The sequence below is a fragment of the Streptomyces sp. NPDC001108 genome, from assembly GCF_053598535.1.
On record NZ_JBSFKL010000002.1, the window covers coordinates 451839 to 469257 of the forward strand.

14 protein-coding genes are annotated in these 17419 nt (G+C 72.8%); 10 read left to right on the forward strand and 4 right to left on the reverse strand.

The window, feature by feature from the left end:
• The first annotated feature begins 72 nt into the window (after nucleotides 1-72).
• The 4 genes from ACWC97_RS06830 (at nucleotide 73) to ACWC97_RS06845 (ending at nucleotide 3978) form a co-directional block, all read left to right on the forward strand.
• Entirely contained in the window at nucleotides 73-1452 is a 1380-nt protein-coding gene (locus ACWC97_RS06830; RefSeq protein WP_450647844.1) for an APC family permease, read from the forward strand.
• A 167-nt stretch (nucleotides 1453-1619) separates the two neighbouring features.
• Nucleotides 1620-2831, forward strand: coding sequence for an exodeoxyribonuclease VII large subunit (gene xseA, locus ACWC97_RS06835; RefSeq protein ID WP_385214215.1), 1212 nt, complete (start codon nucleotides 1620-1622; stop codon nucleotides 2829-2831).
• A 166-nt stretch (nucleotides 2832-2997) separates the two neighbouring features.
• A complete protein-coding gene (locus ACWC97_RS06840) occupies nucleotides 2998-3264 on the forward strand; it encodes an exodeoxyribonuclease VII small subunit (RefSeq protein WP_450647846.1) in 267 nt (88 codons plus the stop codon).
• A 123-nt stretch (nucleotides 3265-3387) separates the two neighbouring features.
• On the forward strand, nucleotides 3388-3978 hold the full coding sequence (locus tag ACWC97_RS06845) for a malonic semialdehyde reductase (protein WP_385214219.1): 591 nt from the start codon (nucleotides 3388-3390) through the stop codon (nucleotides 3976-3978).
• 124 nt (nucleotides 3979-4102) lie between these two features.
• Here the strand turns inward: ACWC97_RS06845 and ACWC97_RS06850 are convergent, their stop codons facing one another.
• On the reverse strand, nucleotides 4103-4651 hold the full coding sequence (locus tag ACWC97_RS06850) for a DUF4245 domain-containing protein (RefSeq protein WP_352273341.1): 549 nt from the start codon (nucleotides 4649-4651) through the stop codon (nucleotides 4103-4105).
• 154 nt (nucleotides 4652-4805) lie between these two features.
• Here ACWC97_RS06850 and glpX point away from each other — a divergent pair, with 154 nt between their 5' ends.
• Nucleotides 4806-5837, forward strand: a complete 1032-nt coding sequence (glpX, locus tag ACWC97_RS06855; protein ID WP_352273342.1) for a class II fructose-bisphosphatase — start codon at nucleotides 4806-4808, stop codon at nucleotides 5835-5837.
• Nucleotides 5838-6015: 178 nt separating this feature from the next.
• Here the strand turns inward: glpX and ACWC97_RS06860 are convergent, their stop codons facing one another.
• Together ACWC97_RS06860 and ACWC97_RS06865 are read right to left on the reverse strand one after the other, a co-directional pair.
• Entirely contained in the window at nucleotides 6016-6399 is a 384-nt protein-coding gene (locus tag ACWC97_RS06860) for a WhiB family transcriptional regulator (RefSeq protein ID WP_352273343.1), read from the reverse strand.
• 419 nt (nucleotides 6400-6818) lie between these two features.
• On the reverse strand, nucleotides 6819-7478 hold the full coding sequence (locus ACWC97_RS06865; RefSeq protein ID WP_352273344.1) for a DUF1707 SHOCT-like domain-containing protein: 660 nt from the start codon (nucleotides 7476-7478) through the stop codon (nucleotides 6819-6821).
• 231 nt (nucleotides 7479-7709) lie between these two features.
• Between ACWC97_RS06865 and ACWC97_RS06870 the strand changes: the two genes are divergently transcribed.
• Both ACWC97_RS06870 and ACWC97_RS06875 read left to right on the forward strand, forming a co-directional pair.
• Nucleotides 7710-9377: a fumarate hydratase gene (locus tag ACWC97_RS06870; RefSeq protein WP_352273345.1), complete on the forward strand. Its 1668-nt coding sequence runs from the start codon at nucleotides 7710-7712 to the stop codon at nucleotides 9375-9377.
• A gap of 465 nt (nucleotides 9378-9842) precedes the next feature.
• A complete protein-coding gene (locus ACWC97_RS06875; protein WP_352273346.1) occupies nucleotides 9843-11144 on the forward strand; it encodes a M18 family aminopeptidase in 1302 nt (433 codons plus the stop codon).
• Between the two features lie 70 nt (nucleotides 11145-11214).
• Here ACWC97_RS06875 and ACWC97_RS06880 read toward each other — a convergent pair whose 3' ends face one another.
• Nucleotides 11215-12747 (reverse strand): ricin-type beta-trefoil lectin domain protein, encoded by a 1533-nt coding sequence (locus ACWC97_RS06880; protein WP_450647851.1) that lies wholly within the window; start codon nucleotides 12745-12747, stop codon nucleotides 11215-11217.
• A 115-nt stretch (nucleotides 12748-12862) separates the two neighbouring features.
• Between ACWC97_RS06880 and ACWC97_RS06885 the strand changes: the two genes are divergently transcribed.
• From ACWC97_RS06885 to ACWC97_RS06895, 3 genes are all read left to right on the forward strand, one after another.
• Nucleotides 12863-14287, forward strand: a complete 1425-nt coding sequence (locus ACWC97_RS06885; RefSeq protein WP_352273620.1) for a class II fumarate hydratase — start codon at nucleotides 12863-12865, stop codon at nucleotides 14285-14287.
• Nucleotides 14288-14332: 45 nt separating this feature from the next.
• Nucleotides 14333-15031, forward strand: coding sequence for a cytidylyl-2-hydroxypropylphosphonate hydrolase (fomD, locus tag ACWC97_RS06890; RefSeq protein WP_352273348.1), 699 nt, complete (start codon nucleotides 14333-14335; stop codon nucleotides 15029-15031).
• Between the two features lie 378 nt (nucleotides 15032-15409).
• Entirely contained in the window at nucleotides 15410-17308 is a 1899-nt protein-coding gene (locus ACWC97_RS06895) for a SpoIIE family protein phosphatase (RefSeq protein ID WP_352273349.1), read from the forward strand.
• The last annotated feature ends 111 nt before the right edge of the window (nucleotides 17309-17419 follow it).

Here is a 17419-nt window from a genome sequence, read left to right on the forward strand (position 1 = left end):
GGCGTCGGGATCGCGGAGGAGCGGGCCGGTGGTGAGACTGGGCCTTGATCCGTACCTGATCTGGGAGGTCCCATGCCGGACGCCGCCACCGGGATCGACGACGGGGACTCGGGGGCGCACCAGGAGGCCGGGCGGCTGCGGCGGACACTCGGCTTCCGGGACCTGGTGGTCTATGGCCTGCTGTTCATCGCGCCGATGGCCCCGGTCGGGGTGTTCGGGACGCTGGACGCGAAGTCGGACGGCGCGGTCGCGCTGGTGTACGTCGCGGCGACGGTGGTGATGGCGTTCACGGCGTTCAGCTACGCGCAGATGGTGCGGGTCGCGCCGCTGGCCGGTTCGGTCTTCGCGTACGCGCGCAAGGGGCTCGGCGAGGGGCCGGGGTTCGTGGCCGGGTGGATGGCGATGCTCGACTACCTGCTGATCCCGGCGGTCGCGTACCTCTTCTCCGGGATCGCGCTGAACGCGCTGGTGCCGTCGGTGTCGCGGTGGGTGTGGACGGCGCTGGCCGTCGTCGTCACCACGCTGCTCAATCTGTGGGGGGTGCGGGCCGCCGCCCGGGTGGGGTTCGCGGTGCTCGCGATGGAGATCGTGGTGCTGGCGGTGTTCCTGGTATCGGCGGTGGTGGTGCTCGTCCGGGACGGGGCGCAGCGGGGCTGGCTGTCGCCGTTCACGGGTGATTCCGGGTTCTCCATGGCGGCGGTGCTGGGGGCGGTGTCGGTGGCGGTCCTGTCGTACCTGGGGTTCGACGCCATCGCGACGTTCGCCGAGGAGGTGTCCGGGGGTTCGGCGAAGGTGGCGCGGGCGCTGCTGTTCTGCCTGGTGCTGACGGGGGTGCTGTTCGTGGCGCAGGCGTATCTGGCGGCGCTGCTGGAACCGATGACCTCGGCGGAGCTGGCCGCCGATCCGGCCGCGCAGGGGTCGGCGTTCTACGACACGGTGGACGTGTCGGTCGGCGGCTGGCTGCACGATCTGGTGGCGGTGAGCAAGGCGATCGGGGCGGCGTTCGCGGCGCTGGCCGGGCAGGCGGCCGCGGGGCGGCTGCTGTTCGCGATGGCGCGGGAGCGGCGGCTGCCCCGGGTGCTGGCGAAGGTGGACGCGGGGTCCGGGGTGCCGCGGCTCGCGATCCTGCTGGCGGCGGTGGTGACGCTGGTCGCCGCGGTGTGGGCGGCCCGGCGGGCCGACGGGCTGGACCATCTGGTGTCGGTCGTCGACATCGGCGCGCTGACGGCGTTCGTGCTGCTGCACGCGTCGGTGGTCGGCTGGTTCGTCGTACGCCGGATGGCGGGGCCGCCGAGCTGGTGGCGGCATGTGCTGGTGCCGGTGGTGGGGGCGGGGGTGCTGATCGCGGTGATCGTGGAGGCGGCCGGGAGCGCCCAGGTGGTGGGGGTGTGCTGGTTGGCGGTGGGGCTGGTGGTGCTGGCCGCGCAGCGGGGGCGACGGGCGGGGCGGTAGGGCACGCCCGGCGGCGCGGCGCGGTGACGCAGTCGCGCGGTGGCGCGGTGGCGGTCCGCCCGCGGAGCAGTGGCGCGGTGGTGCCGTGGCGGTCCGGCGGCGCAGTGACGCAGTCGCGCGGTGGTGTGGAGGGCCGGTTGTCGGTGGGGGCGGTTACGCTCGCCCGCATGGCTCTCCACACGTCGGCGGAAGCTCCGCTGCCCGTAGGTGATGTGTCGCGGCTCATCGGCGGCTGGATCGACCGGCTCGGCGCGGTCTGGGTCGAGGGGCAGATCACGCAGCTCTCGCGGCGGCCGGGCGCCGGGGTGGTCTTCCTGACGCTGCGCGACCCCTCGCAGGACATCTCGGTGAGCGTGACGTGTTTCCGTCAGGTCTTCGACCGGATCGCGGACGTGGTGTCGGAGGGGGCGCGGGTCGTCGTCCTGGCCAAGCCGGAGTGGTACGCGCCCCGGGGGCAGCTGTCGCTGCGGGCCACGGAGATACGGCCGGTCGGCATCGGCGAACTGCTGGTCCGCCTGGAGGCGCTGCGGAAGTCGCTGGCCGCCGAGGGGATCTTCGCGGCCGACCGGAAGAAGCCGCTGCCGTTCCTGCCGCAGCTGATCGGCCTGGTCTGCGGGCGGGCGTCGGCGGCCGAGCGGGACGTGCTGGAGAACGCCCGGCGGCGGTGGCCCGCGGTCCGCTTCGAGGTCCGCAACACGGCCGTGCAGGGGGTGCACGCGGTGAGCCAGGTGGTCCGGGCGGTGCGCGAGCTGGACGGGCTGGACGAGGTCGATGTGATCGTGGTGGCGCGCGGCGGCGGCAGCGTGGAGGACCTGCTGCCGTTCTCGGACGAGGAGCTGGTCCGGGCGGTGGCCGAGTGCCGTACACCGGTGGTGTCGGCGATCGGCCACGAACCCGATTCGCCACTGCTCGACCTGGTGGCGGACGTACGCGCCTCCACACCGACGGACGCGGCGAAGAAGGTCGTCCCGGACGTGGGCGAGGAGCTGGACCGGGTGCGGCAGCTCCGCGAGCGGGCGCTGCGCTCGGTGCGTGGGCTGCTGGACCGCGAGGAGCGGGGCCTGGCGCACGCGCTGGCCCGGCCGTCGATGGAGCGTCCGCAGCGGATGGTGGACGAGCGCGCGGCGGAGATCGACGCGCTGGCCGGGCGGAGCCGCCGGGTGCTGGGCCATCTGCTGGACCGGGCGGATTCGGAGCTGGCCCACACCCGGGCGCGGGTGGTGGCCCTGTCCCCGGCGGCGACGCTGGAGCGGGGTTACGCGGTGCTCCAGCGGGCGGACGGCCATGTGGTGCGGGACCCCGAGGAGGCCGGGGAGCCCGGCGAGGTGCTCCGGGCGCGGGTCTCGGGCGGCGAGTTCGCCGTACGGGTGGGCGAGTGACGGATGGGCGAATGACGGCGGACCGGTTGACGGACGGGCGAGTGACGAGGGACCGGTGCGCCGGTGCCCGCCGGGCGGAACGCGCCGGACGCCGGGCGGAACGCGCCGGACAGCGGGCGGAACGTGCCGGACAAGCGGCAGAGGACCGAGACACGAGGTGGAGAAGATGACGGACGAGACGGCCGCGGAGGCCGGTGCCACCGGCACGCTCGGCTACGAGCAGGCCCGTGACGAGCTGATCGAGGTGGTGCGCCGCCTGGAGACGGGCGGTACGACGCTGGAGGAGTCGCTGGCGCTCTGGGAGCGCGGCGAGGAGCTGGCCCAGGTGTGCCGGCACTGGCTGGAGGGCGCCCGGGCCAGGCTGGACGCGGCCCTGGCGGGCCCGGAGGCCGGGAGCCGGGAGGACGAGGAGCAAAGCGGCGGCAACGACTGAAACCGCGCGGCTCCCTGTGGAGCGGGTCACCCCGCTCACGGTTTAGTTGAAAATTAACCTACCTCTCCGTTACGGTGGCCGAGTCGCTCGACCCCCGTGTACGTCCGGAAGGTAATACGCACGATGTCCCTCGCTCTTGACCCCACCGCCCAGGACCTCCTCTTCCGCGAGGCCCGCACCGCCAACACCTTCTCCGACGAGCCGGTGACGGACGAGCAGGTCCAGGCGATCTACGACCTGGTCAAGTTCGGGCCCACCGCGTTCAACCAGTCGCCGCTGCGCGTCGTCCTGGTCCGCTCCGAGGACGCCCGCGCCCGCCTGGTGAGCCACATGGCCGAGGGCAACCAGGCCAAGACCTCGACCGCCCCGCTGGTCGCGATCCTGGCCACCGACAACGAGTTCCACGAGGAGCTCCCGGCCCTGCTGCCGCACTTCCCGCAGGCCAAGGACGCGTTCTTCTCCGAGCGCCCGGTCCGCGAGTCGTCCGCCGCGCTGAACGGCGCCCTGCAGGCCGCGTACTTCATCATCGGCGTCCGCGCCGCCGGCCTGGCCGCGGGCCCGATGACCGGCTTCGACGCCGCGGGCATCGAGAAGGAGTTCCTGGACGGCGACCACAGCCTGCTGATGGTCGTCAACATCGGCAAGCCGGGCGAGGACGCCTGGTTCCCGCGCCTGCCGCGCCTCTCCTACGACGAGGTCATCACGACCGTCTGAGCCGTCCCCCGGCCGCACGGCCGTCCGGGTGGTCGTCGACCGCCCGCAGCGCGACGAGGCCCCGGAGCGGCGCACGCTCCGGGGCCTCGTCGCACCTGCCCGCGCGCCGCGCGGGCGGGTGCCGTCAGGAGGACGGGGAGGGCGTGGGGGACGGGGCGGCGGTCTTCAGCGCGGCGGCCATCTCCGCCAGCCGCTCCGTCGACGCCGAGCCCGTGACCACCGTGGTCGAGCCCTTGTCCTGGCGCACGAGGGCGTCGTACTTGTCGCCCTCCCAGTGCTGCCACGCCTCGCCCGCGACCTGGCGCGTACGGCCGGTGTCCGCGGCCTTCTGGCTGACCTCGGTGACGTACCGCTTCGCCGGGGAGGTGGACTGCTCCACGGCGACGTACTTGCCGTCCGGGTCGAGGAAGCCCAGGTGCCAGCTGTTGCCCGCCTTGCGGTCGTAGCTGACCGAGGTGGCCTTCCAGCCGCCGGTCAGCCCGTCCGGGGCGGCCACCGGGTACGGCGCCGCGCGCCGCGCCGTCAGGAGTTCCACCCGGTAGTCGACGGCCGGGACCGGATCGGCGTTCTTGTCCTGCGGGATGAAGATGTAGACACTGCCCGCGACGGCGGTGATGACCGCCATCGACAGGAACATGTCCCGCGCCGTCTGCTTGCCTCGCTTGCTAGCCACGGACCCATGGTCGCATTGCGCCCGGCGGACCCGAGCGGGGGGCGGCGGCCGACAACGAGCGCTCAAAAGTGACCCGGTCTGCTCATTTTGTCGACCTGACGATAGAGTCACAGCACCCTCTTCCGGTCGTCGCCGTACAGAAAGGTGCGTTCCGATGCCCGAGCATCATCTGCCGTCTCCGCTCGAGGTCTCCCCCGAGGCCCCCGACCGCAACCTCGCCCTGGAGCTGGTCAGGGTCACCGAGGCCGCCGCCATGGCGGCCGGGCGCTGGGTGGGCCGCGGCGACAAGATCGGCGCGGACGGCGCCGCCGTGAAGGCCATGCGGACCCTCGTCTCCACCGTCTCGATGAACGGCGTCGTCGTCATCGGCGAGGGCGAGAAGGACGAAGCCCCCATGCTGTTCAACGGCGAGCGCGTCGGCGACGGGACCGGCCCCGAGGTCGACATCGCCGTGGACCCGATCGACGGCACCACCCTGAACGCCAAGGGCATGCCGAACGCGATCGCCGTGCTGGCCGCCGCCGACCGCGGCGCCATGTTCGACCCCTCGGCCGTCTTCTACATGGACAAGCTGGTCACCGGCCCCGAGGCCGCCGACTTCGTCGACATCAACGCCCCCGTCTCGGTGAACATCCGCCGGGTCGCCCGGGCGAAGAACTCCGCCCCCGAGGACGTCACGGTCGTCGTGCTCGACCGCCCGCGCCACGAGGGCATCGTCAAGGAGATCCGCGAGACCGGCGCCCGGATCAAGTTCATCTCCGACGGCGACGTCGCGGGCTCGATCATGGCGGCCCGCGAGGGCACCGGCGTCGACCTGCTGATGGGCATCGGCGGCACGCCCGAGGGCATCATCTCGGCCTGCGCCATAAAGTGCCTCGGCGGCGTCATCCAGGGCAAGCTCTGGCCGAAGGACGAGGCCGAGCGGCAGCGCGCCCTGGACGCCGGGCACGACCTGGACCGGGTGCTGTCCACCAACGACCTGGTCAGCGGCGACAACGTGTTCTTCGCCGCGACCGGCATCACGGACGGCGAGCTGATGCGCGGGGTGCGGTACCGGGCGGAGACGGCCACCACCGAGTCCATCGTGATGCGCTCCAAGTCCGGCACGATCCGGCGGATCGACTCCACGCACCGGCTCTCGAAGCTGCGCGCCTACAGCGCCGTCGGCTTCGACCGCGCGCAGTAGGAGCCGCCCTCGAGGACGCCTCTCCGGAGCGGGTCCTCGGGCACGGCCACGCGAAGAGGCGCCCCCCGTGTGCGGTGGGGGCGCCTCTTCGCGTGGGTGACCGCGCCACCGGGCCGCCGTCGGGCCGGTGCGCGCGGAGGCCGGACCGCGGCGGCGTGCGCGCGGCCCGGTCGGGCGGTCAGCCGGCCGCGGCGACCCGGCCCGTGGCCCCGGCCGACGCCGACGACGCCTTGAGCTCCATCTCGCGCCGTCTGCGCCGGGCGAGCACCACACGGCGCTCGGCGGCGGTGAGCCCGCCCCAGACCCCGTAGGGCTCCGGCTGTATGAGCGCGTGCTCCTGGCACTCGATCATCACGGGGCAGCGCGCGCAGACCCGCTTGGCGGACTCCTCACGCGCGAGTCTGGCGGCCGTCGGCTCCTTCGACGGGGCGAAGAACAGCCCGGCCTCGTCCCGGCGGCACACCGCCTCCGAGTGCCAGGGGCCGGCCTGGTCCTCCCGCGCGGGGGCGCGCTGGGCAGGCACGGCGGCTACCTGCAGGGGCTGATGCGGCAGTTGCAGCACGGTCCACTCCTGACGACGGCTTCGCGAGCGAGAGACGATGCAGCATTCCCTACCCCCTGTGCGCACGCCCATGCACTGAGTGGCGCCCCGCACCCGGGGTCGAATTGCGGCGCCCCGGGAATTGGCTTGTTCTCGAAGTTTGACGAAGGTTCGCAAACATTCGCGAAGATTCGCGGGGACCCACCGGAACCCATGGGGATTCACGGAGATTCACGCGGGTTCGAGAAGTCCCACGGAGGTCCGGAAGGCCCGCCCGGGAACGCCCGGGGCCCGCCGAAAGCCCTCGCGGGGGTTCCCCACGGCATTCCGGGACCGCCGGAAGAAGGCGGGACGAACCCGCGGGGAGCCACCGAGAGCCGCCCGGCGCGCCCCCTCGTACCGTCGCGGACCAGCTCCGACGCGGATGCCGGTACGACCGGTCAGCCGAGGCGCTTGCGCAGCCGGTCCTGGAGATCCGCGATGAACTTGCCGCGCTTGGGCTTCGCCTCGACGCTGCCGAACACGGAATATCCGTTGATGACGACGACCGGCGCCTCGGGGTCGCCGGATTCCAGCGTGGCGACCTCGAAATTACCGAAGACGCCCGCGCCACCGCCGCGCAGCGAGATGTTCTCGGGAACCCTGATGTCGACGCTCCCGAAGACGGACGTCGCATTGATGACCGTCAGTCTCTGACCGAAAAGTGCCTCGGTCAGATCGATCTCCACGCTGCCGAAGAGCGCGAAGGCGTTCGTCCGGGCGCCGACCCGCCAGCGGCCCTTGCGGGTCGACCCGCTGAAGATCGCCACCAGGTTGTCGGCCGGACCCTCGGGCCCCTGCGCCTCCTGCGTGCCGGGGGCGGCGGGCACGGCGGAGCGGACCGTGCCCGGGGCGCCCGGCAGGTCCCGCACCAGCGGTTCCAGTTCCCCGACGGTCTTGGCCCGGTAGACGGCGTCGACCCGCTCGGCGTGCTCCTCGGCGGTGAGCCGGCCCTCGGCCATGGCTTCCCGCAGGATGTCCGCGATCCGGTCCCGGTCCGCGTCGGAGGCACGGATGCCGACCGGCGCCACCGGCTGCTGAGGCTGCTTCTCTAGGTCCACCGGACCAGCCTACCCAAACGCGATAGATCGCGACTAGGGTGCGGGGCGCCCGGCGTGCCGGACCGGCCGTGTCCACCGTCCCGTCCGGCACATCCGCCACCCCGGACGCACGGGGCACATCCGGCGACTGAGCCTTACCTCACAGCTTCGCCACGCCCGCGGCGCTCTACCCTGGTGGATGCGCTGCCCGAGGGAGGTCAGCCACCGTCTGCCGAGTGAGGAATGGCCGTAATGCCAGAGTTTGCGTACTCCGATCTGCTCCCGCTGGGAGAGGACACCACGCCGTACCGCCTGGTGACCTCCGAGGGTGTCTCCACCTTCGAGGCCGACGGCCGTACGTTCCTCAAGGTCGCCCCGGAGGCGCTGCGCACCCTGGCCGCCGAGGCCATGCACGACATCTCGCACTACCTGCGCCCCGCCCACCTGGCGCAGCTCCGGCGGATCGTGGACGACCCCGAGGCGTCGTCCAACGACAAGTTCGTCGCGCTCGACCTCCTGAAGAACGCGAACATCGCCGCGGCCGGCGTGCTGCCGATGTGCCAGGACACCGGCACCGCGATCGTGATGGGCAAGCGCGGTCAGAACGTGCTGACCGAGGGCGGTGACGAGGAGGCCCTGTCGCACGGCATCTTCGACGCGTACACCAAGCTCAACCTCCGCTACTCGCAGATGGCTCCGCTCACCATGTGGGAGGAGAAGAACACCGGCTCGAACCTCCCCGCGCAGATCGAGCTGTACGCCACCGACGGCGGCGCGTACAAGTTCCTCTTCATGGCGAAGGGCGGCGGCTCGGCCAACAAGTCGTTCCTCTTCCAGGAGACGAAGGCCGTGCTGAACGAGGCCTCCATGATGAAGTTCCTGGAGGAGAAGATCCGTTCGCTGGGTACGGCCGCCTGCCCGCCGTACCACCTGGCGATCGTCGTCGGCGGTACGTCGGCCGAGTTCGCGCTGAAGACCGCGAAGTACGCCTCCGCGCACTACCTGGACGAGCTGCCCGCCGAGGGCTCCCCCACCGGTCACGGCTTCCGGGACAAGGAGCTGGAGGAGAAGGTCTTCGAGCTGACGCAGAAGATCGGCATCGGCGCCCAGTTCGGCGGCAAGTACTTCTGCCACGACGTGCGCGTGGTCCGGCTCCCCCGGCACGGCGCCTCGCTGCCGGTGGCGATCGCGGTGTCCTGCTCGGCGGACCGCCAGGCCGTCGCGAAGATCACCGCCGAGGGCGTCTTCCTGGAGCAGCTGGAGAAGGACCCGGCGCGCTTCCTGCCGGACACCACAGACGAGCACCTGGACGAGTCGGGCGACGTCGTGAAGATCGACCTCAACCGGCCGATGGACGAGGTGCTGGCCGAGCTGACCAAGTACCCGGTCAAGACCCGGCTCTCGCTGACCGGTCCGCTGGTCGTGGCCCGCGACATCGCGCACGCCAAGATCAAGGAGCGGCTGGACGCGGGCGAGGAGATGCCGCAGTACCTGAAGGACCACCCGGTCTACTACGCGGGCCCGGCGAAGACGCCCGAGGGGTACGCCTCCGGTTCCTTCGGCCCGACGACGGCGGGCCGGATGGACAGCTACGTCGCCCAGTTCCAGGCGGCGGGCGGCTCCAAGGTGATGCTGGCCAAGGGCAACCGGTCGAAGCAGGTCACCGACGCGTGCGACGCGCACGGCGGCTTCTACCTGGGCTCGATCGGCGGTCCGGCCGCGCGCCTCGCGCAGGACTGCATCAAGAAGGTCGAGGTCGTCGAGTACGAGGAGCTCGGTATGGAGGCGGTCTGGAAGATCGAGGTCGAGGACTTCCCGGCGTTCATCGTCGTCGACGACAAGGGCAACGACTTCTTCACCGAGCCCGCCCCGGCCCCGACGTTCACCAGCATCCCGGTCCGCGGCCCGGGCCTCGCCTGATCCGTACGCCGGTCGGCCCCCTGGTACGTGTTTGCGCGTACCAGGGGGCCTTCGCATGTCCCCGGGCAGGTTCCAGGAGGCGCGCGGCGGGCGCGCCGTAGCCGCTCCGCGCGCCCGGAGCCGCCCCCGGCCGGGGTGGAGCGGCGGCCGGGCCGTACAGCGTTATCCGGCCAATTCCGCAGAGGTCGTCGCGGTGCCGGACGCCCGTCGTGCCGGGCCGGGTGGTGCCGGTGGGCCGCCGTGCGCCCGGAGCCCGGCGGATCCCCGCGGTGGAGCGGCACCACCGCTTTCCCGCACCGGCGTGCGCGACGGACTTGCGCCGCACCGAGCCGCTTTGGTGGGTTGTCCGGCGATCCCGAAGCGCTCCCACCGCCTCCGGGCGCCACCCGTACCGCACCGCCCCCGGCGGCCTCGCGCGGTACACCCTCCCCTCGCCACGTCGAACACCGGAAAGGCGGACGCCGCATGACGCCGCTTCCCCACCGCAGTCACAGCGACGACCTGCTGGACTTCATCGGTGCCAGCCCGTCCCCGTACCACGCGGTGGCCAGTGCCGCCCGGCGTCTGGAGAAGGCCGGGTTCCGCGAACTGCGCGGCACGGACGACTGGACGGGCACGACCGGCGGCGCCTTCCACATCCGCGACGGCTCGCTGATCGCCTGGTACGTCCCCGAGGGCGCCCCGGCGCACACCCCGTTCCGGATCGTCGGCTCGCACACCGACTCCCCGAACCTGCGGGTCAAGCCCGTCCCGGACACCGGTGGCGCGGGCTGGCGGCAGGTGGGCGTGGAGATCTACGGCGGTGTCCCGCTGAACACCTGGCTCGACCGCGACCTCGGCATCTCCGGGCGGCTCGCGCTGCGCGGGGAGGGCGGGGCGGTGGAGACCCGACTCGTCCGGATCGACGAGCCGCTGTTCCGGGTGCCGCAGCTCGCCATCCATCTGGACCACTCGGTCAACGACGGGCTGGCGCTGGACCCGCAGCGCCACCTCGCCCCGGTGTGGTCGCTCGGCACGGCCGAGAGGGGCGCGCTGATCCGCCGGGTGGCGGCGGCCGCCGGGGCGGAGCCCGGCCGGGTGCTCGGCTGGGACCTGATGCTGCACGACGTCCAGCCGCCCGGGTACCTGGGCGCGGAACGGGAGTTCGTGGTGGCGTCGCGGCTGGACAACCTGGTCTCCGTGCACGCCGGGGTGGTGGCCCTGACGGCCGCGGCGGACGCCGTCGACGCGCCGGTGTGCGTTCCCGTCCTGGCCGCCTTCGACCACGAGGAGGTCGGCAGCGGTTCGGCGACCGGGGCGCACGGGCCGCTGCTGGAGCGGGTGCTGAGCCGCTCGGTGACCGCCCGGGGCGGCTCCCCGGAGGACTGGTCCCGGGCCCTGTCCGGCTCCTTCTGCGTCTCGGCCGACATGTCCCACGCGGTGCACCCGAACTACGCGGAGCGGCACGACCCGGAGCACCGTCCGCTGCCCAACGGCGGCCCCTCCCTGAAGGTCAACGTCAACCAGCGGTACGCGACCGACGGCACCGGCATGGCGGTCTTCGCCTCGGCCTGCGAGCGGGCGGGCGTGCCGTGGCAGCCGTTCGTCTCCAACAACGCGATGCCGTGCGGTACGTCGATCGGCCCGATCACCGCGGCCCGGCTCGGGGTGCCGACGGTCGACGTGGGGGTGCCGGGGCTCTCCATGCACTCGGCCCGTGAGCTGTGCGGGGCGGCGGACCCGGGCCATCTGGCGGCCGCGCTGGGCGCGTTCGTCACCTCCGGCTGAGGCCCGGACGCCCGGAGGGGCGGGGCGGCTCCCCGGCCGCCCCGCCCCTCCGTCGTACCTCCTCGTGCGCCTACGCGAACCGCTGCTGCGCGCCCCCGTCGCAGGGCTGGAGCCTCAGCGGGTCCTTGGCTCCGGCCAGCGTCAGGCAGAGCCCCGTGGAGGCGGCAGGGCGCAGGGTGGCCCCGTCCTTGACGAACTGCTGGTTGGCCGCGCCGGAGCAGTTGTACAGGATGAGCGTGGCGCCGGCCTTGTAGTCGGCGCCCGGCACGTCCAGGCACCGGTCGTGGCTCAGCTCCGTGCGCAGGTTCTTCGTGCCGGAGTCGTACCACCAGCCCTGGTTGCGGCCGCCGTGGCAGTCCCAGCCGCCGACCTTGGTGTCGTTGCGGGTGACCGAGGCGGGGGCGTCCAGGCAGGTGCCGGTGGCCTCGTTCCTCACGGGCTTGAACAGGTCGTCCCAGGCCCCGGCCTGGAGGACCGGCTTCCCGGTGCTGGCCGGGTCGGCGCAGCTCGCCTCGCGCAGGCCGGAGTTGTAGACCTGGGTGAGGCAGGACGCGAAGGCGCCGTGGCCCCGCTCGTTCGGGTGGTAGGACTGCCGCAGCGAGTTGGAGTCCGGCGGGAAGTGGCCGAGGTCGATGTAGAGGCCGCGGGCGAAGGTGTTCTCGCTGCACACCTCGTGCCCGTGGAAGAGCCGGGAGTTGTCGAGGTAGACGGCGCCGGTGTCCGCGGCGGCCTTGCGCATACCGCGTTCGAAGGTCGGGACGGCGACGTTGCGGCCCCAGGCGGCGTCGGAGTCGTATCCGGCGCAGCCGCCGGGGAGCTTGCCGGGGAAGGCGGGGTTGTCGTAGAAGTCCGGGCCGATCGGGCTCGGGTAGCCCATGACCACGAGCTTGTAGTCACCGGAGGCGTATCCCGCGTCGGACATGACGGTCTTCAGGTCGCGCACGGTCTTCTCGACCTTGGGGACGAGTCCGTCGACCCGCGCCTGCCAGCCGCCGTCGTACTTCGGCTCGCAGGTGCCCTGGGAGAGCACCCAGCGGGTGACGCAGTCGGTCATGACCGGACCGAACTGGAGGTCGTCGTTGGCGCCCGCGACCAGCACGATCATCTTGATCCGGGTGTTGCGCGCCTTGATCGCGAGGTTGTCGCTCTGCACCAGCTCGTCGGCGTACTGCTTGGAGCCGCCGATCACGATGTTGCCGGTGTACGCGCCGGAGCAGGAGACGTTGTACGTGACGTCCGCAGGGATGCCGGTGCGGTGGATCGCGGAGTCGGGCGAGCGGTGGCACCAGTTGTCGGGGCCGTTGGTGCCGGCCTCGTAGGTACCGACGCCCTCGCCGGAGATCTCGCTGTCGCCGAGCGAGATCAGCCCGGTCTTGCGCTGGGCCATCGGCCGTTCGGCGGAGTCGCCGTACAGCTTGGTGGCCTCGGCGGCGCGGATCGCCTCCAGTTCGGGCGGGAGGGGGGTGGACGCGGTGGTGCGGGCGGTGGCCCCGTCCGCCGCGTTCGCCGCCGGGCCGGTGGCGAAGGCCGTACCGCCGAGCGCCGCCGCGATGGCCGCGGCGGCCGCGACCGTACAGCGGAGTCTGTGCCTGGTGTGCCTCATGGTGCCTCCCCGGGTTGTGGTTACCCCCGGTATTTACTGGCCGGTAGCTGTCTTGGGAATAGAAAGAACAAGACAAGTGCTCAACTTTTTCAGGAGGTTCAAGGAGATGAACGAGATGAACGGGTCGTCGACCGGCTCCGCGTCCCCCGGCGACGGGGCGGGTTTCCGCGTCGAGCACGACTCGATGGGCGAGGTCAGGGTGCCCGCGGCCGCCAAGTGGCGCGCCCAGACCCAGCGCGCGGTGGAGAACTTCCCGATCTCCGGTCAGCGCCTGGAGCGGGCCCACATCGAGGCGCTGGCCCGGATCAAGGCCGCCGCCGCGAAGGTGAACGCGGAGCTGGGGGTGGTGGACCCGGAGACCGCCGCGGCCATCGGATCGGCCGCCGCCGAGGTCGCCGAGGGCCGCTGGGACGAGCACTTCCCGGTCGACGTCTTCCAGACCGGCTCGGGCACCTCGTCCAACATGAACACCAACGAGGTGCTGGCCACCCTCGCCACCGAACGGCTGGGCCGCGAGGTCCACCCCAACGACCACGTCAACGCCTCGCAGTCGTCCAACGACGTCTTCCCCTCCTCCATCCACATCGCGGCCACGGCGGCCGTCACCCGCGAGCTGATCCCGGCACTGGATCACCTGGCTTCCTCCCTCGAACGGAAGTCCAGCGAGTTCGCCCCGGTGGTCAAGGCGGGGCGCACCCATCTGATGGACGCCACGCCCGTGACGCTCGGCCAGGAGTTCGGCGGCTACGCGGCGCAGATCCGGTACGGGGTAGAGCGGCTGCGCGCCTCGCTCCCCCGCCTCGCCGAACTGCCGCTGGGCGGCACGGCCGTCGGCACCGGCATCAACACGCCGCCCGGCTTCTCCGCCGCCGTCATCGCCGAGGTGGCCCGCGCCACCGGGCTGCCGCTGACCGAGGCCCGCAACCACTTCGAGGCACAGGGCGCGCGGGACGGCCTGGTCGAGACCTCGGGCCAGCTCCGTACGATCGCCGGCTCGCTCACCAAGATCGCCAACGATCTGCGCTGGATGTCCTCCGGCCCGCGCACCGGCCTCGCCGAGATCAACCTGCCCGACCTCCAGCCCGGCTCCTCGATCATGCCGGGGAAGGTCAACCCGGTCGTCCCGGAAGCCGTGCTGATGGTGGCCGCCCAGGTGACGGGGAACGACGCGACGGTCGCCGCCGCCGGCGCGGCGGGCAACTTCGAGCTGAACGTGATGCTCCCGGTCATCGCCAAGAACCTGCTGGAGTCGGTGCGCCTGCTGGCCAACGCCTCCCGTCTGCTGGCCGACCGCACCGTCGACGGCATCACCGCCAACCCCGAACGGGCCCGCGAGTACGCCGAGTCCTCCCCCTCCGTCGTCACCCCGCTGAACAAGTACATCGGCTACGAGGAGGCCGCGAAGGTCGCCAAGAAGTCCCTCGCCCAGCGCCGCACCATCCGCGAGGTGGTCCTGGAGTCCGGCTACGTCGACCGGGGCGACCTCACCCTGGAACAGCTCGACGAGGCCCTCGACGTCCTGCGCATGACCCGGCCGTGACCCGCACCGCTGCCCGGGCGGGCCGGGCAGCCCTAAGATCCGGCCATGGCAGGTACCGGAGAGAGTGAGCGCTGGGCGCCGGGCGAGCAGATCCTGTGGCGCTACCGCCGCAACGGCGCGTCGGTGGAGGGCGGTGCGCCGGGGCGGTGGGGCGGGGGCATCCATATCTGCCGTCCGGTCACCGTGGTGCAGGACACCGCCGATCTGCTGGCGGTCTGGGTGGCGCCGGGCACCGAGTGCGTGAAGCCGGTGCTGGCGGACGGGCGGGACGTGCACGCCGAACCGCTCGCCACCCGCTACACCGCCCCGCGCACCACGGCCCGCTCGCCCTGGCTGGGCAACGGGGTGCTGAAGCTGGCCCGGCCCGGGGACCCCTGGTCGGTCTGGCTGTTCTGGGAGCCGGCCTGGCGGTTCCGCAGCTGGTACGTGAACCTGGAGGAGCCGCACACCCGTTGGCAGGGCGGCGTCGACTCCGAGGATCATTTTCTCGACATCTCCGTCTACCCGGACCACAGCTGGGTCTGGCGCGACGAGGACGAGTTCGCCATGGCGCAGCGGGCCGGCCTGATGGCTCCCGAGACGGCGCGCCGGGTGCGTGAGGCGGGGCGGGCGGCCGTCCGGCTGATCGAGGGCTGGGGCGCCCCGTTCCGGGACGGCTGGGAGCGCTGGCGGCCCGATCCACAATGGCGGGTTCCCGCACTGCCGGATGACTGGGACCGCACCCCTTCGGCCATGCCGTCGTGAGACCCTTGGTGCATCCCGAGGGGGCAAACGTAGGATCGTCCTCCGGGGAGCCGCACCGCTCCGACCGGGAGGCGCGGCACCGCACCTGACCACAAGTCACCGCACGAGCACCACGCACTGCATGAGCTGTGAGCTGTACGAGCCGCATCAGGCGTACGCATCGTATGAACCACTTCGAGGGGGTGGAGACGTGCTCACCGTTGCCCGCCCCGTCGCCGGAAACGTTGTCACCGGGCCGTTCCGCGGGCGTCAGGTTTCAGCCCCTCGTCCCGGGGCATCCGGTGACAGCCGTTGTTATCGCCGCTCCCGCGGGGGCACAGTAACGCCCCAGCAGGCGACCGCCTCGTACAACCGGCCCGGACGGACGGAACCCCAAGCGTGACGGAGCACCCCACCTCCCACGAAGGCCGGCAGCCCCTGGCAGCCCGGTCGCAGGAACGCACCCGGCCGCGGCAGCAGGACGCCGCGCCGGCCGCCTCCCCTGCCACCGCGGCGATCCCTGCCCCCGCTCCGGCGCCCGGCCCCGCCCCCGCGGGGCTCGACCCGCAGGCCGCGGTCCGTCGTGAGGGCGACCGGCTGCGGTTCGTCGGCGCGGCCACCCGGCGGATCGCCCGCGGCATAGACCTGGACGAGATCGTGCTGGGCCTGTGCCGGGCCAGTGTGCCGACGTTCTCCGACGCCATACTCGTCTACCTCCGCGACCCGCTCCCGGTCGGCGACGAGCGGCCGGTCGCGCCGTTCGTGCTGCGGCTGCGCCGCTCCGACCGGCTGCGGCTGAGCGACGAGGAGACCGAGGGCCCGGCGGAGACCGAGCGGCTGCGGCTGCCGGTGATCGATCCGCACGGCGACCTGACCCCCGCCGCCGAGCTGTGCGAGGTCCGCTCCGGCGGGGCGCTGGCCGAGGTGCTGCGCGGGGTGCGGCCGGTCTTCGGGGACTCCGCGGCGGCCCGCGCCGCCCTGCCCGAGCTGCTCGGCGCGGGCCGGACGGTACCGACCGGGCACCGCGCCATCCTGGCCCCGCTGCGCGGCCGGCGGCGGGTGATCGGCGCCGCCGTCTTCCTCCGCGGCACGGAGCGGCCGGCCTTCGAGGCGAACGACCTGCTGGTCGCCGCCCAGCTGGCGACGCACACCGCGCTCGGCATCGACAAGGCCGTGCTGTACGGGCGCGAGGCGTACATCGCGGACGAGCTCCAGCGCACGATGCTCCCCGACTCGCTGCCGCAGCCCACCGGCGTCCGGCTCGCCTCCCGCTACCTCCCGGCCGCCGAGACGGCCCGGGTCGGCGGTGACTGGTACGACGCGATCCCGCTCCCCGGCAGCCGGGTCGCCCTGGTGGTGGGCGACGTCATGGGCCACTCCATGACCTCCGCCGCGATCATGGGCCAGCTGCGCACCACCGCGCAGACCCTCGCCGGGCTCGACCTGCCGCCCCAGGAGGTGCTGCACCACCTCGACGAGCAGGCGCAGCGGCTCGGCAGCGACCGCATGGCGACCTGCCTGTACGCGGTGTACGACCCCGTCACGCACAGGATCACCGTCGCCAACGCGGGCCATCCGCCGCCGGTCCTGCTCCACCTGGGCGGCCGTGCGGAGGTGCTGCGGGTGCCGGCCGGTGCGCCGATCGGGGTCGGCGGGGTGGACTTCGAGGCGGTCGAGCTGGACGCGCCCGCCGGGGCGACGCTGCTGCTGTACACGGACGGGCTGGTGGAGTCCCGGCTGCGGGACGTGTGGACGGGGATCGAGCTGCTGCGCGAGCGGCTGGCCGCCACCGCCCGGCTCACCGGCCCGGACCACTCGCCGCCGCTGGAGGCGCTCTGCGACGACGTGCTGGACATGCTCGGCCCGGGCGACCGGGACGACGACATCGCGCTGCTGGCCGCCCGGTTCGACGGGATCGCGCCGAGCGACGTCGCGTACTGGCACCTGGATCCGGAGGAGACCGCGCCGGGGCGGGCCCGCAGGCTGGCCCGGCGGGCGCTGAGCCGGTGGGGACTGGACGATCTGTCCGACGCGGTGGAGCTGCTGGTCAGCGAGGTGGTCACCAACGCGGTCCGCTACGCGGAGCGACCGGTGACGCTGCGGCTGCTGCGTACCGACATCCTGCGCTGCGAGGTCGGCGACGACTCCCCGCAGCTGCCCCGGCAGCGCCGGGCGCGGGACATGGACGAGGGCGGCCGGGGCCTGTTCCTGGTGAACCGGCTGGCCAGGCGGTGGGGGGCGACGCGGCTCTCGACCGGCAAGGTGGTCTGGTTCGAGATGCCGCCGCGCGGGCAGTAGCGGCGCCGCTCTCCGTTCGGGTACGCCGTATCGCCCTGGACGGAGAGCGACGAAATGTTGCCGACCTCCTGTCGGCGGGTTTGACTCGGTCGTGACGAGACGGCCTGGCCG